17 protein-coding genes are annotated in these 21,291 nt (G+C 66.9%); 4 read left to right on the top strand and 13 right to left on the bottom strand.

The window, feature by feature from the left end; translation table 11 throughout:
* Nucleotides 1–6: 6 nt before the first annotated feature.
* The 4 genes from BN60_RS14400 to BN60_RS14385 all read right to left on the bottom strand — a co-directional run bounded on the left by BN60_RS14400 (nucleotide 7) and on the right by BN60_RS14385 (nucleotide 9,338).
* Nucleotides 7–1,224, bottom strand: coding sequence for an MFS transporter (locus BN60_RS14400; protein ID WP_043283940.1), 1,218 nt, complete (start codon nucleotides 1,222–1,224; stop codon nucleotides 7–9).
* Between the two features lie 82 nt (nucleotides 1,225–1,306).
* Nucleotides 1,307–2,221 (bottom strand): LysR substrate-binding domain-containing protein, encoded by a 915-nt coding sequence (locus tag BN60_RS14395; protein WP_020696788.1) that lies wholly within the window; start codon nucleotides 2,219–2,221, stop codon nucleotides 1,307–1,309.
* 88 nt (nucleotides 2,222–2,309) lie between these two features.
* Nucleotides 2,310–4,355 (bottom strand): penicillin-binding protein 1C, encoded by a 2,046-nt coding sequence (gene pbpC / locus BN60_RS14390; RefSeq protein WP_020696787.1) that lies wholly within the window; start codon nucleotides 4,353–4,355, stop codon nucleotides 2,310–2,312.
* Nucleotides 4,356–4,364: 9 nt separating this feature from the next.
* Nucleotides 4,365–9,338, bottom strand: coding sequence for an alpha-2-macroglobulin family protein (locus BN60_RS14385; protein ID WP_020696786.1), 4,974 nt, complete (start codon nucleotides 9,336–9,338; stop codon nucleotides 4,365–4,367).
* Nucleotides 9,339–9,498: 160 nt separating this feature from the next.
* On the opposite strand from BN60_RS14385, the gene BN60_RS14380 reads away from it, so the two are divergent.
* Nucleotides 9,499–9,930, top strand: coding sequence for a DUF1489 family protein (locus BN60_RS14380; RefSeq protein WP_020696785.1), 432 nt, complete (start codon nucleotides 9,499–9,501; stop codon nucleotides 9,928–9,930).
* A gap of 18 nt (nucleotides 9,931–9,948) precedes the next feature.
* Here the strand turns inward: BN60_RS14380 and BN60_RS14375 are convergent, their stop codons facing one another.
* From BN60_RS14375 to BN60_RS14355, 5 genes are all read right to left on the bottom strand, one after another.
* The gene (locus BN60_RS14375) at nucleotides 9,949–11,148 is read right to left on the bottom strand and encodes a peptidoglycan -binding protein (protein WP_020696784.1); all 1,200 of its coding nucleotides are present in this window, start codon (nucleotides 11,146–11,148) and stop codon (nucleotides 9,949–9,951) included.
* 6 nt (nucleotides 11,149–11,154) lie between these two features.
* Nucleotides 11,155–12,300 carry a hypothetical protein gene (locus BN60_RS14370; RefSeq protein ID WP_020696783.1) on the bottom strand — a complete coding sequence of 382 codons (1,146 nt, stop codon included), beginning with the start codon at nucleotides 12,298–12,300 and terminating at the stop codon, nucleotides 11,155–11,157.
* 214 nt (nucleotides 12,301–12,514) lie between these two features.
* The gene (locus tag BN60_RS14365; RefSeq protein WP_215905970.1) at nucleotides 12,515–13,288 is read right to left on the bottom strand and encodes an inositol monophosphatase family protein; all 774 of its coding nucleotides are present in this window, start codon (nucleotides 13,286–13,288) and stop codon (nucleotides 12,515–12,517) included.
* 146 nt (nucleotides 13,289–13,434) lie between these two features.
* Nucleotides 13,435–14,004 carry an elongation factor P gene (gene efp, locus BN60_RS14360; RefSeq protein WP_020696781.1) on the bottom strand — a complete coding sequence of 190 codons (570 nt, stop codon included), beginning with the start codon at nucleotides 14,002–14,004 and terminating at the stop codon, nucleotides 13,435–13,437.
* 106 nt (nucleotides 14,005–14,110) lie between these two features.
* Complete coding sequence (locus tag BN60_RS14355) at nucleotides 14,111–14,461, bottom strand: MmcQ/YjbR family DNA-binding protein (protein ID WP_020696780.1); 351 nt, start codon at nucleotides 14,459–14,461, stop codon at nucleotides 14,111–14,113.
* 44 nt (nucleotides 14,462–14,505) lie between these two features.
* Here BN60_RS14355 and epmA point away from each other — a divergent pair, with 44 nt between their 5' ends.
* A complete protein-coding gene (gene epmA / locus BN60_RS14350) occupies nucleotides 14,506–15,501 on the top strand; it encodes an EF-P lysine aminoacylase EpmA (RefSeq protein WP_020696779.1) in 996 nt (331 codons plus the stop codon).
* A 39-nt stretch (nucleotides 15,502–15,540) separates the two neighbouring features.
* On the opposite strand, the gene thiE is transcribed toward epmA, so the two are convergent.
* Both thiE and BN60_RS14340 read right to left on the bottom strand, forming a co-directional pair.
* Complete coding sequence (gene thiE / locus BN60_RS14345; protein ID WP_020696778.1) at nucleotides 15,541–16,197, bottom strand: thiamine phosphate synthase; 657 nt, start codon at nucleotides 16,195–16,197, stop codon at nucleotides 15,541–15,543.
* Nucleotides 16,198–16,241: 44 nt separating this feature from the next.
* Nucleotides 16,242–19,163: an autotransporter family protein gene (locus BN60_RS14340; RefSeq protein WP_020696777.1), complete on the bottom strand. Its 2,922-nt coding sequence runs from the start codon at nucleotides 19,161–19,163 to the stop codon at nucleotides 16,242–16,244.
* A gap of 125 nt (nucleotides 19,164–19,288) precedes the next feature.
* Here BN60_RS14340 and BN60_RS31825 point away from each other — a divergent pair, with 125 nt between their 5' ends.
* The gene (locus BN60_RS31825) at nucleotides 19,289–19,519 is read left to right on the top strand and encodes an avidin/streptavidin family protein (protein WP_020696776.1); all 231 of its coding nucleotides are present in this window, start codon (nucleotides 19,289–19,291) and stop codon (nucleotides 19,517–19,519) included.
* The gene (locus BN60_RS30935; protein ID WP_020696775.1) at nucleotides 19,516–19,692 is read left to right on the top strand and encodes a hypothetical protein; all 177 of its coding nucleotides are present in this window, start codon (nucleotides 19,516–19,518) and stop codon (nucleotides 19,690–19,692) included. Before BN60_RS31825 ends, BN60_RS30935 begins: the two co-directional genes overlap by 4 nt.
* Before the next feature lie 147 nt (nucleotides 19,693–19,839).
* On the opposite strand, the gene BN60_RS14330 is transcribed toward BN60_RS30935, so the two are convergent.
* The gene (locus tag BN60_RS14330) at nucleotides 19,840–20,082 is read right to left on the bottom strand and encodes a hypothetical protein (protein WP_020696774.1); all 243 of its coding nucleotides are present in this window, start codon (nucleotides 20,080–20,082) and stop codon (nucleotides 19,840–19,842) included.
* A gap of 285 nt (nucleotides 20,083–20,367) precedes the next feature.
* The gene (locus tag BN60_RS14325; RefSeq protein ID WP_020696773.1) at nucleotides 20,368–21,288 is read right to left on the bottom strand and encodes a class I fructose-bisphosphate aldolase; all 921 of its coding nucleotides are present in this window, start codon (nucleotides 21,286–21,288) and stop codon (nucleotides 20,368–20,370) included.
* Nucleotides 21,289–21,291 lie beyond the last annotated feature (3 nt).

The following is a 21,291-nucleotide window of genomic DNA, read 5'->3' as shown; positions in this document are numbered from 1 at the left end:
CGTCCGTTACGCCAGGGCGGGCCGGACGACCGGCTCGTCGCGAATGGGGAAGTGCAGCAGGGCGGCGACGCCGCCCGCTGCGGCGGTGGCGAGCCAGATCGGATCGAACGAACCGGTCCGCTCGAACAGCCATCCGCCGCTCCATGCCCCCAGGAACGCGCCGATCTGGTGGTTGAGGAAGCAGAGGCCGAACAGCATGCCGAGATTGCCGGTGCCGAAGATGCGCGCGATGAGCCCGCTAGTGAGTGGCACCGTGCCGAGCCCGAGCAGGCCCAGAACGCCGGCAAAGGCCAGGGCGACGAACTCGGTCTTGGGCAGGAACACCAGCGCCACGATGGCCAGTCCACGCGCGATGTAGATCCAGGCCAGCACGATCTGCGGGCGGTACCATGTCCCCAACAGACCGCACAGCCAGCTTCCGAGGGCGTTGCAGCCGCCGAACACCGCCAATGCCGCTGCGCCGAGTGCGACCGGCAGATGGCAGGTGACGAGGTAACTCGGAAAGTGCACGGCGAAGAAGGCGAGCTGAAAGCCGCAGGTGAAGAAGCCCAGGGTGAGCAGGATGTAGCCGCGGTGGCTGACGGCCTCCTTGAGGGCCTCGCCGAAGGAGACTTCGCGCTTGAGCGCGACGGGCGCCCGCAGGGCCTGACGATCGGTGCCGAGAAAGACGAAGGCCAGCGGTGCGGAGATCACCATCGCCAAAGCGAGCCCGAGGAGGGCAGCACCCACACCGCTGGCTTCGATCATGAACTGCGTCGCAGGCACGACGACGGCGCCGCCGATGGAGCCGATGGCGCTCGCCGTTCCCATCATCGCCGTACGGCGCTCCGGCGGAGCGGCGCGCCCGACCGCCGCCAGCACCGTGCCGTAACTCGTGCAGCTCAGGCCGATACCGACCAGCACGCCCGTACCGACCATGGCCGGCCAAAGTCCCGGCATCGTTGCGGTCAACGCGAGGCCCAGCGCATAGGCGATGGCGCCTGTGATGACGACTGGTGCGGCGCCGTACCGGTCGGCAATCGCGCCCGCGACTGGCTGCGCCAATCCCCAGACGAGATTGTGGAGCGCAATCGCCAGCGCGAACATCGAGAGCGACAGGCCCCATTCCATCGAGGCAGGCCCCAGGATGAGGCCGTAGCTCTGGCGAATGCCCATGGAGACCGACATGATCACCGCACCCGCGACGATCGTCAGGTACACACCGCGCGATACTCGTGAAGTCATTGTGCGCTCCGACAAGGGGGAGCACAGAAGTGTCTCCTCCCATCAGCGCGAACAAACGAAAACCCGTTATGCCGCGTGAGCGCTAGTCACTTGTGCGCTGCGGGCCGAGCGGCTGGAATTCGGACAGCAGCCAGCGCCGGAACGCGACGACCTCCGGCCGCTTCATCGTGTCGGGCAGACCTACGAACCAGTAGCCCGTTTTCGCGACGACGACGGGATCGCAAAATCTCACGAGTTTGCCGGCGTCGAGTTCGGAGCGGGCAAAGGGCAGCCGGCCAATCGCGACGCCCAGCCCGCGGCAGGCGGCATCGAGGGCCATGTCGATCGTGTCCACAGTCAGGCTGCGTTGAGGATCGAAGCCGCTGAGGCCGCTGCCGCGCACCCACGCCGTCCAATCGTCGGAGGCGCTGGTCAGGTGAATGAGCGGCGCCGCTCGCAATCGTGCCACGGGATCGGCAATCCTGGCGAGCGACTTCAGGAAGTCGGGCGAGCAGACGGGCACGAGTTCTTCCGAGAGGAGGAGAGTCGCCTCCAGATCCGGCCAGTTGCCGGTGCCCATGCGAATCGCGAGATCGACGCCATCGTTGGGGAAAACGACCTGCCGATGGTTGGTGTCGATGGCGATGCTGATGTCCGCGTGCAGCCGGCGAAAGCCCGTCAATCGCGGCAGCAGCAGGCGGCTTCCGAAAGCAGGCGCAACGCTGAGCGCCAGGCCGCGTCGTGCCGGCCGCCCCGGTATGCGTTCGCTGGCGGCGGCCAGGATCACCAACGCCTGGCGGATCGACGGCAGGTACGCTTCGCCTGCTTCCGTCAATGTCAGCCGCTTCGTGCCTCGGATGAAGAGGGGAACACCCAGCCATTCCTCGAGCGATTGGACGCCCTTGCTGATGGCGCTTGGCGTTACGGCGAGTTCCGCTGACGCGAGCTTGAAGCTCTGGAGACGGCCGGCAGCTTCGAACAGGCGCAACGTGCTGAGGGGCGGGAGTCGGAGGGCCATCGGGCGACAGTAGCAAGTGCCTGACAGTCCTACGCCGGGGTGATCCGATGAAATCTGCTCATCCGCGGATGAGCGACGCTACGGTGGTTCAGCGCCTTTCGATGCGCACTGTCACCGCGCTCGAGCGGCCGGCTTCGTCGACCACGGCGAGGCGGACGAGGCCCACGCCGTCGGGCACCCATCGCGTACCGTCGAGGGGGCGCCCATCGACCAGCCAGCGCAACTTGCCCTGACCGCCGAGCGCGTTCAGCGACACGGCCTCGCGCGCCGCCACTTCGATGCGGGCGTCGGCCGGCGGATAGGCGATGCGCGGCCCGCCATTCGAATCGGTCGTCGGCCCGAGGGTACGCATGCGCGGCGGCAGTTCGCGATAGGACGCGACCCGGATCGTATCGATGGGCGCGGGACGGGCGCGATTATCTTCGCCGGGCAGGCGGCCGAATGCCTTGAAGAGAATGGGCAGGGCCGAGAGGCGGCCGAGCTGGCCCGGCCGCGGCGTGCCGTCGGCATGGCCGACCCAGACCACGACCGTCCAGTTGGCGCTGTAGCCCGCCGCCCAGGCGTCGCGGTAACCGGCCGATGTTCCCGTCTTGAAGGCGATGCGGCGATCACGCAGTGCGACAGGAAGGGAGGCAAAGCCTTCCGGCAGCGGAGCGTCGGCCAGCACATCGCCGACATACCAAGTCGCTGCCGAGCCCAGCAGCTTCACCGGCTCAGGCCTGGGCTGGTCGAGCCGGATCTGTGGGAGCGCGAAGCGGCCTTCGTTGGCGAGGCCCATGTAGAGGCCGGCCATTTCAAGCGGGGAGACCGTGGCGCTGCCGAGCGCGATGCCCAGCGAGTTGCCGGTATCGCCCGGTGGCAGGCCCGGCTGCACGCCGGCCTGACGCAAGGTCGAGAGGAACCGCAACGGCCCGACTTTTTCGAGCGCCAGCACGGCGGGAACATTCAGCGATTGCTGCAGAGCCCGCCGCACGCTGACGGCGCCCTGATGATCGCGATCGAAGTTGCGCGGTAGCCAGTCGCGGAAGCGCACCGGCACGTCCTCGACCAGCGTGTCGGGATGCAGGGCGCGGTCGTCGAAGGCCATGGCGTAGATCAGCGGCTTCAACGCCGAGCCCGGCGAGCGACGCGCGCGCACGAGGTCGACCTGCCCGGCGCGGCCGAAGAAATCGTCGCCGCCCAGCCAGGCCACGACCGTGCCGCTGCGATTGTCGATTGCCACCATCGCGACTTGGGCCTTGTCGCTGAACTGGCCGCGCTCGTCGCGCAGGAGCTGCGCCAGCGTGGATTGCAGCTCGTAACGCACGGTGGTCGGCACGACGGTGCCCGGCGACTGGCCGGCGAGCCAGGCCGACAGATGCGGCGCCTGCATCGGCAGGTTGAGCCGCCGGTCGGGCGAGGGCCTACTGACGGCCATCTCGAACTGCGGCCGGTCGATCACGCCATGCTCCAGCCCGCGCTCCAGCACGCGGTCGCGGGCGCTCTGCGCCAATGCCGGTGCGCGGTCGGGGCGACGGCGCTCCGGCGATTGCGGGATGGCGACGAGGAGGGCCGCTTCCGCAGCGCTGAGCTGGCGCGGCTCTTTGCCGAAATAGGCGAGCGACGCGGCGCGCACGCCTTCGAGGTTGCCGCCCATCGGGGCGAGCGTCAGGTAGATCGCCAGCACGTCGCGCTTCGAGTAGCGCCATTCGAGCTGCAGGGCGCGCGCCGACTGGATGAGCTTGGTCGTGAAGCTGCGCGATCCCGGCCGGAGGCGCGGTTCGAGCAGGCGCGCGGCCTGCATGGAAAGCGTCGAAGCACCGGACACGACGCGGCCGCGCTCGGCAAGCTGCTGGGCGGCACGGACGGCGGCCAGCGGATCGACGCCCCAGTGAAGATCGAAGCGGCGATCCTCGTAAGCCTTGAGCAGCGAGAGATAGAGCGGATCGACATCGTCGACCGAGGCCTTGAGCCGCCACTTGCCGTCTTCGGTCGTGAAGGCGCGCAGCAGGCGGCCGTTGGCGTCGACCACTTCGGTCGACCGGTCGAGATAGCGCTGAAGGTCGGGCGGGAAGAGCCGGTCGAGCGTCAGCGCCGTCACCGCCATGGTCGTAGCGGCAACGGCGAGGCTCGCAAGGAGGCCCTTCAGCTTCACGGCGTCGGCCTAGCGTGCGGCCGGCGCGATCGTGACGCTGCCCATGGCGGTCCGGCCAAAGACGCGCGGGGCGTACATGTCCGAAATGTTGGCCGCGGGCAGGGCGAAGGTGCCGGGCGTCACCGCCCGTACGATGTAGGCGACATGGTAGGAGTTGCCGTGCTTCGGCGAGTTGTCCCACCACGTCCGGTACGGCCGCGTGCCGAGGCTGATCGAGGCAAAGAAGCGGTCGTCGCGGGCCTCGGCGATGCGGGTTTCGCTCAGCTCGGACAGGAAGGGGAAGGACTTCACCGTCTCGTCGTTGAGCACCGCCTCGATCTCGAAGCCGGCCGGCAGCAGATCGAGCAGCGCGGTTTCGTGATAGCCGCCTTCGAGATTGCGCCCGCTGATCGAGACGATCAGCCGGTCATTCTGGCGCACGCTATTGAGCCTGGCGGGCTCGCCACCCAAGGTGAGATAGCGGCGATTGACGCTCAGCCCCTGGGTCGCGGCTGGCTGCGGATCGAGCGGCACGCCGCGCGCTGTCACCTGCATCCAGATCGGCCGCTCGCCGTCGTTCTTCAGGCGAAGGCCGCGCGCGATGGCAGCGGCATCGGGGTTGATCACCACCGGCTCCGCCGTGGCCTTCTTGGCCTCGCCATCGACCGAGTAGGCGAGCTCGCCACCGGCGCTCATCGCGCGGGCGGCCAACACCAGCCAGGCCTGTTCCTGCGTGGTCGTGTAGTCGATGCGCGAGGCCATCCGCTCACCGACCAGGCTCGTCACCTCGGTCAACGCCTCGCGGCCGCCGGCTTCGACAGCGAGCGTCAGCAGGGCGGCGCGGTTGCGTAGCGGCGAGCCGTAGTAGTCGGAGGGATCGCGCTCGTCGATGTGCTGGCGGGCCATCGTGAAGGCGAGGCGGGCACGGCCCGGTTCGCCGACCTGGTTCAACGCCGCCGCCAACATCGCCCAACCGAGGCCACCCTTCATCTCGGCCGCCTTCGTGTCCTGGAAGTAACGGAGCCTGCCGGGATCGGCGAGGCCCGACTTGGCCAGCACGTACCAGGCATAGGCCTGGGCGTTGGGCGAGAACTTGTCGGCGCTGCGGTTCAGCCAGCCGAGGCCGCGTTGCAGCGACGCGGCGGGCACCGCCATCTGCTGCTGGTTGGCGCGCACGAGGAAATCGAGCACGTAGGCCTGCAGCCACTCCGCTGCTGGCGTGGCCTGTGGGCCCCACATGCCGAACGAGCCGTCGATGATCTGCATGTCGACGATGCGGTAGATCGCATCCTGCACGCGGTCGGAGATGCGCGGATCGGCCGGCCCGTAACCCAGCAGCGCCACGTTGTTGTAGTAGAGCAGCGGCAGGGCGCGGCTGGTGGTCTGCTCGACGCAGCCGAAGGGGTATTTGTCGAGCGAGCGCAGCAGCGCGGCCACGTCGATGCCCGGGATGCGGGTGAGCGACGTGCTGACTTGTGCCGTTCCCGGCGCAAAGGTCGCGGTGACGTTCCGATCGAGCGTCAGTTCGCGGCCCGGCTGGAGTTGCGAGACCGTGTCGACGGCGCTGGGCGTCTGAGCCGCCCGGACCTGGATCTCCCATTCACGGCGTACCGAGAAGTTGCCCGGTCCCTGGACCGCGACCGTCACCTTGCCGAGGCCGGTATCGCCGGCCCGCAGGTTCCAGGTCATGAGCTCGCGCTGGTTGGCGGCGAGCTTCTTCGTCTCACCGACAGGGCGCTCCAGCGAGACCGCGCCGGTGGCTTCGAGGGTCAGGCGATAGTCTCCGGCCTGGCCATCGACATTGTGCAGCGACAAGGCCACGCGTCCCACGTCCTTGGGCGCGAGGAAGCGCGGCAGCACGACGTCGGCGGTGACGGCATCGCGCACGAACAGCCGCTGCTCGGAGGAGCCGACGCGGGTCTTCTCGTAAGCGACCGCCATCAGGCGGAGCTGGCCCACGAAGTCGGGGATTTCGAGGGCGATCTTGGCTTCACCCTTGTCGTCGAGCTTCACGGGGCCGCTGAACAGCGCCACCGTGCGCGTCGGCACGATGTCGAGACCGCCTATATCGCCGGAATCGCCGCCGACCCGGATCTGGCCGAGATCGTCGGCGCGCGTGTCGAGCAGGCGGCCATAGTCGTCGCGCATGGCGAGGCCGAGCTGGCGCTTGCCGAAATAGTAGTCGGCAGGTTTCGGCGTCTTGAAGCGCGTGAGCTGAAGGATGCCTTCATCGACCGCGGCGAGGGTGACGAACGCCTCCTGCCCGCCGGCGAGGTTGGAGACTTTGATCGGCACCTCGATACGCTGCCGCGGCGTCACCTTCTCCGGCGTGCCGATCTGAAGGGCCAAGGTGCGCAGGCCGGGATCGAGTGCCAGCCAGGCCGTGCCGATGGCGCGGGTCGGCGTGCGCTCCGCCACCGTGGAAAGCGGCCGCCATGCCGTCACCAGCGCATAGGCGCCGGCGCCCCATTCGGCCTTCACCGGAATCTCGACCGTGACGCCGCCGGCCGGCACCTGCACCGACTGGGTCGAGACGATGCGGTCCGTAGCGATGGCGATCATCGCCTCGCCGGCGAACGGCGCATCGATGCGCAGGCGAGCCTTCTCGCCGGGCTTGTAGTTCTGCTTGTCGCTGGCGACGCGCAGCGTGTCGGGCGTCTCCTCGGCGTTGGAGCCGCCATACCAGCCGACATAGAAGACGAGGCTGGTCGTCGTGTTCTTCTCGTTGTCGATCACGGTCAGGCGGTGCTCGCCCCAGCTCAGCCGCTGGGTGAGTCGCGTCGGCGCATCGGCCTTGAGCGTGATCTTGTCGGCCGTCACCAGCCGCGTGTTGGGCGTCGACTGCCAGCGCCAGCGGCCATCGACCTGATACCACTGGTAGCCGTAGCGGATGCTCTCGATGCGGTACTCAACGCTCGGCCGCGCGATCTGCTTGCCGGTGTCGTCGACCGCAACGACGTCGAACTCGGTGTCGACGCCCTCGCGCGAGTAGCGGCCCTCGAAGGTGGGGCTGATGCCGATATAGGTGTCGCGCGAGCGGACCGGCACGGTCTTGTCGGCCTTGGTGGCGCGGCCGCCGCCTGGCTCGAAGACACGGACCTGGACCTGAGCGCGCAGCGGCAGGACGGTATCCTTGATCTGATCGCCGCCCCATTCGAGGCGCGACTTGCCGGCCTGATCGGTTTCCGGTCCCTTCAGCTCGATGAAGGGCGGCTCGAACTTGGAACGCTCCTCGTCCGGCCCGAACGTGTACTTGGCGAAGGCCGAGAAGGGCTGCGCATCCACCGTCACCCTCATGTCGGCGTCGACCGCAAGGTCGGCCGCCGGCGCGCCGTAGAGGAAGTCGGCCTGGACGTCGAAGGCGTTGAGCTGGCCGGTGCGCAGGATCTCGGCCTGCGATGTCACCTCGACCTTGAGCTTCTCAGGGACAAAATCCTCGACCGAAAATTCGACGCGGCCGACAGGTGCGGCCTTGGGATCGATGTGCGCCGCCGCCGACCAGCGGCCACGTCGCGAGGATTTCGGCAGGTCGATAGCCTGATAGAGCGCCCCCGAGCCCTGCAGGGCATGGGTGAAGCGTGTGAACTCGCTGCCGTCCGGCCGCTTCACGATCAGGGTGACCGGCATGTTGGCCAGCGCATTGCCCGCATCGTCGCGGACCATGGTCATGAGCTGCACGGTCTCGCCGGGCCGGTAGACGCCGCGCTCGGTATAGAGGAAAGCGTCGACCGGGCCGGGCTGGGCACGACCATCGACGCCGCGGTCCGACAGATCGAACGCGGACTTGGTGAGTTCGAGGCGCGAGAAGTCCTTGCGGGCCGCATCCTGCGCCATGACGGCGACCGGCTCGGCGGCGCCGCGGCCTTTCAGAAGGCCCGCCGGGAAGGAGGCGCGGCCATCCTCCGCCGTGATGGCCTTGCCGAGCGGTTCGTTGCCACGCGACAGCACCACGACCTCGACGCCGGCCAGCGGCTGGGCGGTCTGCAGGGAGCGGGCAAAGACGTTCAGCCCGTCGTCGCCGGTAAAGCTCGTGAGGCCGATATCGGTGTCGATCACCCACATGCCGGCGGCAGTGCCGTCATTGTTCTCGTCGTCGTAGCTGCGGGCCGGCGGCTTGGCGGCGTCCCAGACCACGACGAAATAGGCGCCGGGCTTCCAGTCCTTGACGGTCTCGCGGATCGGGAAGGCGGTGACGACGGCCTGGTTGGCCACGTTGCGCACTTCCATCGTGCCGCTCCACTGCTCGGCGCCGTTGCTGCCGTTCAGCCAGCTCATGAGCGACCACGGCTCGGTGATCGGCTCCGATCCAGGGAAGCCGACATCGTAGTAGCGGTCGCTGGAAAAGCGGTCGATGCCGCGCTCGTTCACGCGATAGACCGAGATGCCGACCTTGGAGACGTTGATACTGGTGACCGGCAGGCCAGCGGCGGTGCCACGCGGCAAGATGAAGCCCTTGCCCGGCAAGGTCACGACGGCGGGACGGGCGCCGAGCGCCACGGTCACGACCTGTTCGTCCTTCAGCTTCTCGCCATCGCGGCCGGGCAGGCCGGCAAGCAGCTTCACCTCGTAATCCTGACCGTAGGAAAGACCTGCGATGCACAGGCGATCGTCGACGACGCGCACTGCGGTACGGGCTTCAGGCGAGAGGCGGATATAGTCGCCGTACTTCACGTCGCCGGTGGCCAGCTGCTTGTTGAAGGACAGGCACGCTTCGGCTTCGGCGCGGCTCGCGTCGACGCTGTAACGGCGATAGGCGAAGCCATCACTGGCCGGTGTCGGAGGCTGAGCGATCGGCGTCGGCGCCGCATTGGCCGGCGTCGGTGCTGTGGGGGTGGCCGCAGGCGCGGCAGGCGCTGGCGCCGATGCGGCAGGCGTCGTCGTCGCGGCGGTGCGCGGCGGTGTGGGACGGTCCACCGAATCGTCCGGCCTGCCGATCAGGTATCCCGCAATGCCAGAGCCCAGCATCAGGGCTACGACCAAGGCAGCCAGCGTCGAACGATTCATGAGGAACCCCCGCAAAAAGCGCCAGACCATAGACCGTGGATTGTGCAAACTCTGTGGAGTCTGATGGCCGGTCGGCAATTCTCGCAGGCTGTGGCGAGAAGGTCACGCTGTGGATATGCAAGGCTTGAGCAGGCGATACCTGCCGTACTAAGCGCGAGCCATGGCGTTGCATCTCATCAAGCTCGCGGTCGGCGTCGACGATCTTCCGCACATGAAGAAACTCCAGGCCGCCCGTCGCAAGCAACGCCGCCAGTCGCCGCGTTCGCCGCACTGGGTCTACACGCGCAACACGCCGCGTCGCTCCGAGGAACTGCTCGATGGCGGCTCGCTCTACTGGGTCGTGCGCGGCGTCATCCGCTGCCGGCAGGAACTGGTCGGCTTCGAAGAGGATATCGACGACGAGGACGGCAAGAAGTACTGCAAGATCAAGGTCAAACGCACTCTGATCCAGACGGCGCCGCGCGCCTGCAAGGCCTTCCAGGGATGGCGCTATCTCGAGCCCGAGCGTGCGCCGCCCGACCTCTCGCAAGGCGACACGGCCGACATGCCGGCTGAAATGGCAGCCGAACTGAAACGACTTGGATTGCTCTAGCCAGCCGATGCCGACAACCTAGCGGTTCGTCAGCTTCAGTTCGATGCGGCGGTTACGGGCGGTGTCGATGGAGGAAAGCGGCTGATATTCGCCGTAGCCCGCCGCCACCAGCCGGTCGTTGGGAATGCCCTGGCTGTGGAGGAACTTCACCACGGCGATGGCGCGCGCGGCCGACAGTTCCCAGTTCGACGGGTAGAGGGCGCTCTTGATAGGCTTGTCGTCGGTATGACCGTCGACCTGCAGCACCCAGTTGATGTCCTTGGGAATGCGCGAGGCGATGTCGACAAGACGCTGGGCGACGTTCGCGAGCTGCTTCTCGCCGCCGGGCTGGAGCTGCGCCGAGCCTGACGGGAAGAGGACCTCGGACTGGAACACGAAGCGGTCGCCCACGATCTGGACGTCGCGTTGACCGCGCAGCGCCTCGCGCAGCTTGCCGAAGAACTCGGAACGGTAGCGCGCCAGTTCCTCGACCTTGCTGGCCAGCGCCCGGTTGAGCCGCTGACCGAGATCGACGATCTGCGCCTGCTGCTCCTTGGCCTTGACGTCGGCGGCATCGAGCGCGGCATTCAGGCGGCTGAATTCCTCCTTGAGGGCGGCGAGTTCCGCCGTCAGGCGCACGACGGCCGCCTTCTGTTCGGCCGAGAGCTTCTGCTCCTCGGTCAGGTCGCCGAACAGCTTGCCTTTCTCCGTGTTGGCGGCGGCCAGCGAGGCGGCGAGCCGCGTGAGTTCCAGCCGCTGGCGCTCGACCTCCTTCTGCAGGTCGGCGCTCTTGGCTTCCGCTTCCTTGGCGCTCTCCTGCAGGGCGGCGGTGAGCCGTTCACGCTCCGCCAGCATGGAGGTCAGGCGCTCGGTGAGTTGGTCGCGCTCGACCTTCAGCGCATCGGCCGCGCTGCGCTGGCCGGCGAGGTCGGCATTCAGCCGGTCGCGTTCGGCCTGGCTCTGGCGAAGCTGCAGGGTGAGCTGTTCGAGATCCTTCTGCAGGTTCTCGCCGGCCTTCTTCTCGAGCGACAGCATGCTTGCCAGATCGCCGACCTGCTTGTTGAGGCGGTCGATCGCATTCTCGCTGTTGTTGAGCGCGTCGGAGAGCGTGAACTGCGCCACGCTGAACAGCGAGAGCAGAAAGATCAGGACCATCAGCAGCGTAGTCAACGCATCGACATAACCCGGCCAGGTGTAGTCGGCGCTGCCGCCGCGGCGGCGTGACGAGATGGCCGCCATCGGACGCTAACCGCCGGCTGTCGGCGGCCCGCCGCGGCCGGCCATCGTCCGGGCCAGCAGGCGCAGCTCGCCCCGTAGTTCGTCAGTCAGGGTTACGCGGCTGCGCACGCTTTCCTCGACCAGCCGGGCAAGGCTCGTCTCGATATTGCGCTGGTGGTTCGCCAGCGCCTCGGTGTCGGCACTCGGTCCGCGTTCCGAGAGGCGCGTGACGGTGCCGCGCAGCTCGATCGAATGTTCGGCGAGGCGGGCCAGCAGGGTCTGCTGCGTGCGCATGCTCTCGGCCAGCGACGACAGGCGCTCGACCAGGGTCGCATTGGCCGCTGCGGTGGCTTCGCGAGTCTCCTCGCTGCGGCGGAGCGTGCGGGTGAGTTCGTCCAGCCCGTCGGCGGTGCGCTCCAGCAGGGCTTCGACATAGGCCGAGACGCCTTGCTCGCCTTCGGTCTGCAGAAGGCCGCTGGAAAGCCGCGTGGCGCCGGCCAGCCATTCCTCGAGTTCGGTGTGGAAACGGCCCTGCGCCTGGCTCGCCTGCAATTCGAGGAAGCCCAGCACCAGCGAGCCCGAGAGACCGAACAACGAGGCGCCGAACGCCGTCGCCATTCCCTTGAGCGGTCCTTCGATGCCCTGCTTGAGCTTGGCGAACATCTGCACGGCGTCGCCGCCGGTCACCTGCATGCCGCCGATGGCGTCGGCGACGGCGCCGATCGTCTCCAGCAGGCCCCAGAAGGTGCCGAGCAGGCCGAGGAAGATCAGCAGGCCGATCATGTAGCGGCTGAGTTCACGGCGCTCGTCGAGGCGCGAGGCAATGCCGTCCAGCAGCGCTCGGGTCGCCGTCGGCGACAGGCGCAAGTTGTCCTGCCGCTCGCCCAGCATGGCGGCCATCGGCGCCAGGAGGTCGATCGACTGCGCGTCGAGCGCCGGTGCGCCGGGCTCGCGCGCCTGGAAGCGCCGCAGCCAGCGCACCTCGGGCCACAGCGAAATCACCTGCCGCATGACGAAGAAGATGCCGATCACCAGGACCGCGACGATCACGCTGTTCAGGATCGGCGTGTTCAGGAACACCCGCAGCAGGTCGTGATGCAGCAGGTAGGCGATGATCGCGACCGCTGCCAGGAACAGCAGCATGCGGACCAGATAGGGCAGGGGATTGCTCACGCGGTCATGCCCCGCGGAGCAAGGATGAGGTTGCGCGCCGCCGTCGAAGAGAGAGGCACAACCGATTGCCTTTCAACGAGAATCACCGTCCGACCATAACCAAAGGCCGATCTTCGCTCAACCAGCTAGGGATGCACGCTCTGGAGCGGGCTTGCCTAGAAATCGACGGAATTCGATGGGCCTGTGGAGCGTACGGACTTTCTCGACGACGGCGCTAGGCCTTGGACAGGATCTCGACCATCGAGTCGCGCAGGTTGAAGTTGCTGGCGAGCAGCGAGCGGCCGCCGAGTTCGTAGGGCTGGCCGGCAATGTCGCTCACCACGCCACCGGCTTCCTTGACCATCAGGATGCCTGCCGCGACGTCCCAGGGCGCCAGGCCGAACTCGAAGAAGGCGTCGTAACGGCCTGCCGCGACGAAAGCCAGGTCGAGGGACGCGGCGCCCCAGCGGCGGACACCGGCCGTGCGCTCGGTCACGGCCGCCAGCTTGGCGAAATAGGCGGGATGGTCGCCCTTGCCAATATGGGGAATGCCGGTGCCGATCAGGCCGCGTGCAGGATCCTTGCGACCCGACACGCGCAGCCGGCGCGACCGCGCGTTGGGCGTGTCGATGAAGGCGCCGTTGCCCTTCTCGGCCCAGAACAACTCGTCGGAAATCGGCTGGTAGATGACGCCGGCGATGATCTCCTTTTCACGCTCCAGCGCGATCGAGATCGCGAAGTGCGGCACGCCATGCAGGAAGTTGGTCGTGCCGTCGAGCGGATCGACGATCCAGCGATTGCGGCCGTCTCCCTTGGTCTCGCCACCCTCTTCGCCGAGAAAACCGTAGTCCGGTCGCGTGCGCTCAAGCTCGGCGCGCAGCGTGCGCTCCGCCTTGATGTCGGCGTGGCTCACGAAGTCGCCGGGGCCCTTCTCGGAGATCTGCAGGTGCTCGACCTCGCCGAAGTCGCGCTTCAGGTTCTTCGCCGCAGCAAAGGCGGCGCGGATCATCACCGTGATGGTGGCCGAGCGCGGCGCCAGCGACTTGCGTTCGGGCGGACCCGAGCGCTCGCGGCCTTCGCCCAGGGGCGCACGGCCGACGCGGGCGACGGGCTTCTCGCGGGGAGGGCGGTCGTAGGGGAGGGCCACGTGTGTGCTCAGTCCTTGGCGCGTTCGATGTAGCTGCCGTCTTCGGTGTTGATCACCAGGCGCGTGCCGACACCGATATGCGGGGGCACCATCACGCGGACGCCGCCTTCGACGATCGCGGGCTTGTAGGAAGAAGAGGCGGTCTGCCCCTTCACCACGGCATCGGCCTCGGTGACCGCGAGGACCACGGTCTTGGGCAGCTCGGCGCCGACCGGCGTGCCTTCGTAGAGCGATACGGTGACTTCCATGCCGTCCTGCAGGAACTTGGCCTGATCCTCGTCCAGCACGTCGGCGCCGACGGTGAGCTGCTCGAAGGTCTCCTTGTCCATGAACGTGTAGCCGTTCTCGTCCTTGAACAGGTAGGTGCACTCGCGCTCGTCGATATGGACGCGCTCGATGGTCTCGCCCGAGCGGAAGCGCTCCTGCAGCTTGTTGCCTTCGCGCAGCGCCTTGGCCTCGATAGCCACAAACGCGCCACCCTTGCCGGGGCTGATATGCTGCACCTTGGCCGCGACCCAGAGCTTGCCATTGTATTCAATGACGTTGCCGGCGCGGATCGAATTGACTTGGACTTTCATGGATTTACCGCTGGGTCGGAAAAATGGAATTCGGCCCCGTCCGCGGGAGCGGGACGAGGCCGGCGCGGCCTTCTATCAAAGGCAGCCGGGGGTCGCAACCGGGGCCTCAGAAGCCCAATTCGACCCGTTTCTTCCGGGGCAGGGCCCCGGCGATCACGGCATGGGCCCGCTTGAGGTAGGCTTTGGTCTCGGCCGGCGTCAGCACCTTGGGGTCGTCCAGTGCAACCCACTTGGCGCGGGCCAGGTAGGGCGCCGGCCGGAAGCCCTCGGAGCGGGAAAGCGCGTCGTAATGCTCGGGTGCGCATTTGAAGCAGAGGCGCGCGACCGAATGGTCGGGTGGGGCGATCAGGCAGAACATCTTGCCGCCGACCTTGAAGACCGTCACGCCTTCCCACTGCACGGTGCGCGTTGCACCCGGCAACTTGGAACAGAAGGCGTCGATCTGCTTGGGAGTCATGGCGGCACCCTACACGCCGACGTCGCCGCATGCGATGTTGGAGCATGACCGAATGGCGCCCCGACAAACTTGCTCGCCGCCTGCCAAACCTGCAGGCGCGCAACCGATTGCAGGCGGCGCTTCGAGAGTGGTTTGGCGGCGAGGGCTTCGTCGAAGTCGAGACGCCGATCCTGCAGGTGGCGCCCGGCGCGGAAGTCCATCTCGCCGGCTTCGTGACCGACTGGGAACTGCCCGACGGCGAGGAGCGCGAACGCTGGCTGCACAGCTCGCCGGAATTCGCCATGAAGAAGCTGCTGGCAGGCGGCATTCCCAAACTGTTCCAGTTCGCGCGCGTTTTCCGCAATGCCGAGGGTTCGGCACTGCATCATCCTGAGTTCACGATGCTGGAATGGTATCGCGCCGGCGCGGGCTACGAGGACATCATGGCCGACTGCGCCGCGTTGCTGCGACAGACCGGCGTCAAGGAACTGCGCTGGGGCGAGCATGTCTGCGATCCCCTGGCCGAGCCCGAGCGGCTGACGGTGGTGGAAGCGTTCCAGCGCTACGCCGGCGTCGATCTCTTTGCCACCCTCGGCAATCCCGATGCGCTATCGGCAGCATCAGGCATCGCCATGCATGCAGGCGACAGCTGGGACGATGTTTTCTTCCGCGTCATGTTCGAGAAGATCGAGTCGCGGCTCGGCATGGGCCGGCCGACGATCCTCTGCGAATACCCGATCTCCATGGCGGCGCTGGCCCGCGCCAAGGCAGGCGATCCGCGGGTGGCCGAGCGCTTCGAGCTTTATGTCTGCGGCGTCGAACTGGCCAACGCCTTCGGCGAGCTGACCGATCCGGAGATCCAGGCGGACCGGCTGGAAGCCGACATGGACATGAAGGAAGAGCTCTACGGTGTCCGCTGGCCGGTCGACGACGATTTCCTTGCCGCCCTCGACCATGGGCTGCCGGATTGCGCCGGCATCGCGCTCGGCTTCGACCGCCTCGTCATGCTGGCGACCGGCGCCAAGCACATCGAGGACGTCTTGTGGCTGCCGGTGCGCTGAGCGCGGCTTCCTCACCGGCGAGCCGGTGCCGGCGATGGCCTAGGTCGAACTGGCTGCGAAGATCTCGTTGAAGGCGCGGACCGCGGCCTCGGGGCCGTCCTTGTAGTTCCATACGCCGCCCGCGACGGCGAGGAAGTCGGCGCCGGCCGCGACCACCGGCCGGCAGTTCTCGACGGTGATGCCGCCGATGGCCACGCACGGCACTTCCATCAGGCCGCTCCACCATTCGAGGATCTCGAGATCGGCGGGCGTCGTCACGGCCTTGGTGCCGGACGGGAAGAACGCGCCGAAGGCAACATAGTCGGCGCCGGCTTCGGCGGCTTCCATGGCGAGGTGGCGCGAGGCCTTGCAGGTGACGCCGACCTGCCGGTCCGGACCGACGATGCGTCGCGCTTCCATGTAGGGCATGTCGTCCTGGCCGACATGGACGCCGTCGCAATCGAGCTTCACCGCGAGGTCGGGCCGGTCGTTCAGGATGAAGGCGACGTCGCGCTGCTGGCAGATCGGCCGCAGCGTGTCGGCGGTGCGGATGATCGCCTCGTCGCCCGCGTCCTTCAGCCTGAGCTGGAAGGCCGCAACGTCGCCACCCGACAGGGCCGCACGCAGCTCGTCGGCGAACAGCGCCGGATGGTCGATACGCTCCGGCGAGATGAGATAGAGCCGGCAGCTTGGGGCCGCCGGTACGCGGTCGGTCATATCGGGACGTACCTTCTGTTGGTCGGCCCGATCTCTAGCACCAATTACCAGACGATGCGCACGCCGGCAGTGAGGGCATGGGCACTGTCCTGCCCCGAGATGTCGCCCTCATAGCGCAGAAAGGCCGTCGTTCCCTGGGCGATGGCGGTATTGGCGGCAAAGCCTAGTACGACGCCATCGCGTTGCGGTGAAGCGCCGTAGGTCGTGAACGGCATTGCGGCTGCACCGGCGAAGGTTGCCGTCACGGGTCGTGCCACATCGCCGAACTCGTGACTCCAGCCCAGCCGGAACTGCATGGCCAGGCGCTCGCGCCAGCCCATGTCCATCGAAGCGCCGAGCTGGGCGCCCAGCACCGTGCGCAGCGAGTTGGTCGTCTGCGCGGCGACGCTGAGGTTCAGCGCGCCTGCATTGGTCTCGGTGAAGGCATTTTGGGTTGCCGTGAAGGCCTGCAGGCGAGCGAAGGGGGTGACGAAGGCGCTGCTGTCGCCGCCGAAGTCGAAGCGGTAGCCACCCTCGATCTGGCCGTAGAACTGGTTGGCGCCCGTGATGCCCTGCGCCGTGCGCGTGGCGAGGCCCGGGACGGGAATGTTGCGCCACATCTGGTTGGAACTGTAGGCGTAGCCCACGATGGCGTCGGCGTAGACCTTGCCTTCGTTGTAGTTGGCGTAGAGGCCGGTCTGGATCGTGTCGGAAACGCTGCGTCCGTCGAAACCTGCGACCCATTGCGTGCCGCTGGTGTAGCCGACGGTGACGCCGGCGCGCAGGCCGGGTGCAACGAGGCGGTCGAGGCCGGCGGCGAAGCCTCCGACATTGTAGGTGACGGCGCCCGTGTTCACGCCGTTGCCGACCGTACCCAGGCCGCCGAGCGCGCCGCCCCAGGCGCCCCACAGCGCTGGCGTCGTCGTATCGCAGGCGACGGTGCACGCTTCGGCCAGCGCGACACGGCTGCTGCCGCGAAGACTGCCGCTGCCACCCGCCTGGGCGGAGAAGTTGCTCATGAACAGCTGCGCGTTCTGCACCATCGCAGTGGAGAAGCCGGCATAGTTCTGGCCGCTGATGGATGTCAGGACGGCCTGGCCCTGGCTGGCCGTCAGCGTCGAGAGCGCGCCGAGCACCGTGGCGAAATCGCCGGTTGCGTTGCCCGCATTGGCGTCGAGCACGGCGCCGACGGCCGCCTGTGTCGGCGTCTGCGCGGCCTGGGCGAAGCCTCCGACCTGCAGGGTCAGATAGACATTGTTGGCGTCGTAGCTGAGGCTCGGCTGCAGGAAGGGGTAGTTGCTGACGGCGTTCGCGTAGGTGCCGATGATGCCGCCGCCGGCATTCAGGATGGTATAGGTCGTGCGCGGGGCATAGGTGCCCGGCGCGGCGGCAACGCCCACGGTGCCGCCTTGCAGCGTCGCCGTGCCCGTGACGTTGATCCGGTCGCTGATCGACGAACCGGCGACTTCGGCGAGATAGGTGAAGGCGCCCGGCGTTTGCGTGTAGTTGCCGACGATGGTGATCGTTCCGATCGAGTTGCCGGGTGACAGCACGCCGCTGTGCACGACATTGCCGACGAGGGTTCCGTTGCCGCCCAATATGCCTTGAGGGCCGATGGTGATGGTCGCCGCCGACAGGCTGGTGTTGATCGTCGCCTGACCCTGCTGGACGGTGAAGTTGCCGGTGCCGAGCGTGACGGGAGCGTTGAAGGCAATCGAGCCGCTGCCGACCGTGAGATTGCTGCTGGTGCCCGTGACCGATGCGCCGAACGTGCCGGTGCCCTGTTGCATAAGCATGGTATCGCCGGCCAGAAGGACCGGCAGGGTGGTGGAGAAGCCGCTGGCCAGGTTGACGGTGTTTTGCAGCGACAGGACGGGCGTCGTGCCGCCATAGGCGCTGCTGACCTTGCCGTTCCAGCGATAGCCGACATAGCCGCCGGCCGCGTCGTAGAGATAGTCGAAGCCTTCGAAGAACTCGCGGCCCGTGTTCACATAGACGGCCGATCCGCCCACGACGTCGACGACGTTAGGCTGGAGTGCATTGCCGGTCGTGCCGGTGGTGAAGGTGTAGAACGCCGGCTGCACCGTGCTCTGCCCCGGCAGGTAGATCGAAATCTGGGCGTTGCTGCCGGGGACGATGCAGTTCTTGCCGCCGGGCGGGGTGGGGCATGCCGCGGTCTGCAGCGTGGCGCCGGCAGGCGGCGTCAGGAACATGTAGTTGATGCCGCTGTCCTGCAGGATGGAGCCCGTCCCGGTCGCGCCACCGGCCGACACCGTCATCGTGGCGGCATTCCAGACTTCCGACGGCATGGCGGTGTTGGGCGTCAGCTTCACGAAGGCGAAGTTCTGCGTGAGCTGTGTGGACATGCCCAGGGTGACGCTGCTGTCGGTGATGAGATAGCCCGGGCGGACGGTGCTCACCGGCTGGCCCGATGCCAGCGACGTGAGATTGAGAAAGGGATTCATGTTGGCGGTGGACGGCACCGATTGCGCCGAACCGCGATCGAAGCCGATGCCCATGAAGGCGGTGCCGGTCGGATTGGGATTGGCCGTGCAGCCGCGGGCATTGGCTTGGCAGGTGATGCTGGTGACCTGAAGGATTTTCACCTGCGCCGTCGCGACCGTGTTGCCCGCGCCGTTCTGGATATTGACGTTGGTCAGCCAGTAGGTGCCGTTCTCGATGATGCCGCTGCTGTTGTAGATGAGCTGGCCGGGGCCGAGATTCTGGTCGTTAGGGCCGGGCGTGTAGTTGTCCGGCGTGGCCGTGATCCCGGTCGAGCCAGTATCCATGGTGAACTTGGTCGGCGAGCCGTTTCCGACCTGAAGGTAGATCTGTCCGGGGTTGCTGGCCGTCATGGCCCCGCTGGCGAAGGGGATCGTGAGGGCGGTGTAGTTGTCGTAGGTGTTCCACGATTGCGCCTGGGCGGACCCGCAGAAAAGCCATCCTGCGACGAGACCGCAGGCAGCGGCCGAAGACTTTACGCTCACTGAGTTTTCGCTCCCCCGAGATTGCCGCGAAAATACATGATCGGTTGTATCAGCACAATAGATGCAAATAGGGTTGCCGTAGGATAAGGTGATTTCTCAGACGAACGGACGACGAGAATCCAGACATGATCCGACTCTTCGCGTGCATTGCGTTTCTGTTGTCGATGTCGGTTGTCGTACAGGCCCAGTCATCCGCGGGACGCGAGGGGACCTGGGCAAACGATCATGGATCGCAGCTCGTCATCCGCTCGATCGGCCCGGATGGCAGCGTCTCGGGCACCTATGCCAACAACTCCCCAGCTACGAATGCCGCGGCGTCGCCTTCCCGATCGCAGGCTGGCTCGATGGCGACATGATCTCCTACACGACTAAGTGGAAGAGCGGGTCGACGGACTGCAAGTCGATCACGTCCTGGACCGGATACTTCCGCGACGGCCGGCTCGCCGTCGAATGGGTGCTTGTCTATCACGACGCGGCCGAAGGGCGGCCCAGGGTCCGAACGGGAACCGACTTCTACAAGCGCAACTAGAGCGCCGGCACATCGCCAGAGCCGTACTGCTATCTGCGCGTATGTGTTCGGGTGAAGAACACACTGATCAACTGGCCGCATGGTGCGCCCAGCCGGAAACAACAAAGGTCAGCTTATTCAAGCTAGCCCTGGCCAAGATGGACCAAACTAATCCTCGTCGGGATCGTGGTCCGGTTCCTGAATGGCAATCGCATCGGCGAACCTCTTGGCGAGCATGGGGCTACCGGCTGCCTCTGCGGCGCGCAGGCCCTCGCGGTTCGCATCGAGGCGGAGAAGGTCGTTGGGGGCGGCGGCCGCCAGCGCCTTTTCGATAAGGTCTATGGCCTCGCTGTACCTCTGCTGATCACGCAAGGCGGCCGCGACCTTGATGGCGTCTGCCAAGCTGCTCATGACTTTACTCCGGTGACGGATTCCGATCCCAACACTAAGCGCGCGCTCAGGTCCTTCATGATCGACGGCAACGGCGCGCCTGTTGCGTCGTTCCCGCCAACTGACGATTGCGATGGGGCCGAGTCTACGAGGTCGTTTCTCAAGACGGGCAGCGATCGTATGCGGGTCCGGCCTGCGCCCGGAGTTCCGGCTTGGGCAAACCGTCGGCAACAGCCCATGAAAAAGGGCGTTGGATGACCCGGAGGTTACCCAACGCCCAAGAATGACTAGATATTACGGCGTAGCTTACATCTTGCCCTGATAGATGCCGATGATCTTGTCGAGCATGTCGAGCGCCTGGTCGCGCGGGCGCTGGAAGGTGTTGCGGCCGATGATCGAGCCGTTGGCGCCGCCGTCGCGCAGGCCGCGGATCTCGGTGAACAGGCCTTCGAGGTCCTTCGCTTCGCCGCCGGAGAAGACGACGATGCGGCGGCCGTTGAACGTGGCCTGCATGACATGCTTGATGCGCGCGGCCAGCGTCGACTTGTCGACATTGGCCTTCTCGTAGGCGGCCTTCGCCTCGGGCTGCCACAGCACGTCCGTCGGCGGCTTCACCTTGATGATGTGGGCGCCCAGCAGGGCGGCGATATGGGCGGCATAGGCGCAGACGTCGAGCGCCGTCTCGCCCGCCTTGTCGAGCTTGCCGCCGCGCGGATAGGACCACATGACGACGGCGAGGCCGACCGACTTGGCCTCCTCCGACATCTCGCGGATCTCTTCCATCATCTCGTACTGGTCTTCCGAGCCCGGATAGATCGTGAAGCCGATCGCCGAGCAGCCGAGACGCAGCGCGTCCATCACCGAGGCGGTGACGGCCTGGTCCTTGTTGGTCGACAGCGAGTTCGCCGAGTTGACCTTGAGGATGGTCGGGATGGCGCCCGCGAACGTGTCGGCGCCGGCCTCGAGCGGGCCGAGCGGGGCGGCATAGGCGTTCAGCCCGGCGTCGATGGCGAGCTGGTAGTGGTAGTGCGGATCGTAGGCGTCGGGGTTCGGCGCGAAGGAGCGGGCCGGGCCGTGCTCGAAGCCCTGGTCGACCGGGAGGATGACCATCTTGCCCGAGCCGCCCAGGCGGCCGTGCATGAGGATGCGGGCCAGATTGGCCTTCGTGCCGGGGCAATCGCTCTCGTAGTTGTCGAGGATCTTCTTGACGGTACGGGTAATCTTCACGGG

The sequence above is a fragment of the Reyranella massiliensis 521 genome, from assembly GCF_000312425.1.
Classification (GTDB): domain Bacteria; phylum Pseudomonadota; class Alphaproteobacteria; order Reyranellales; family Reyranellaceae; genus Reyranella; species Reyranella massiliensis.
This window is presented reverse-complemented; position numbering and strand designations above follow the sequence as displayed.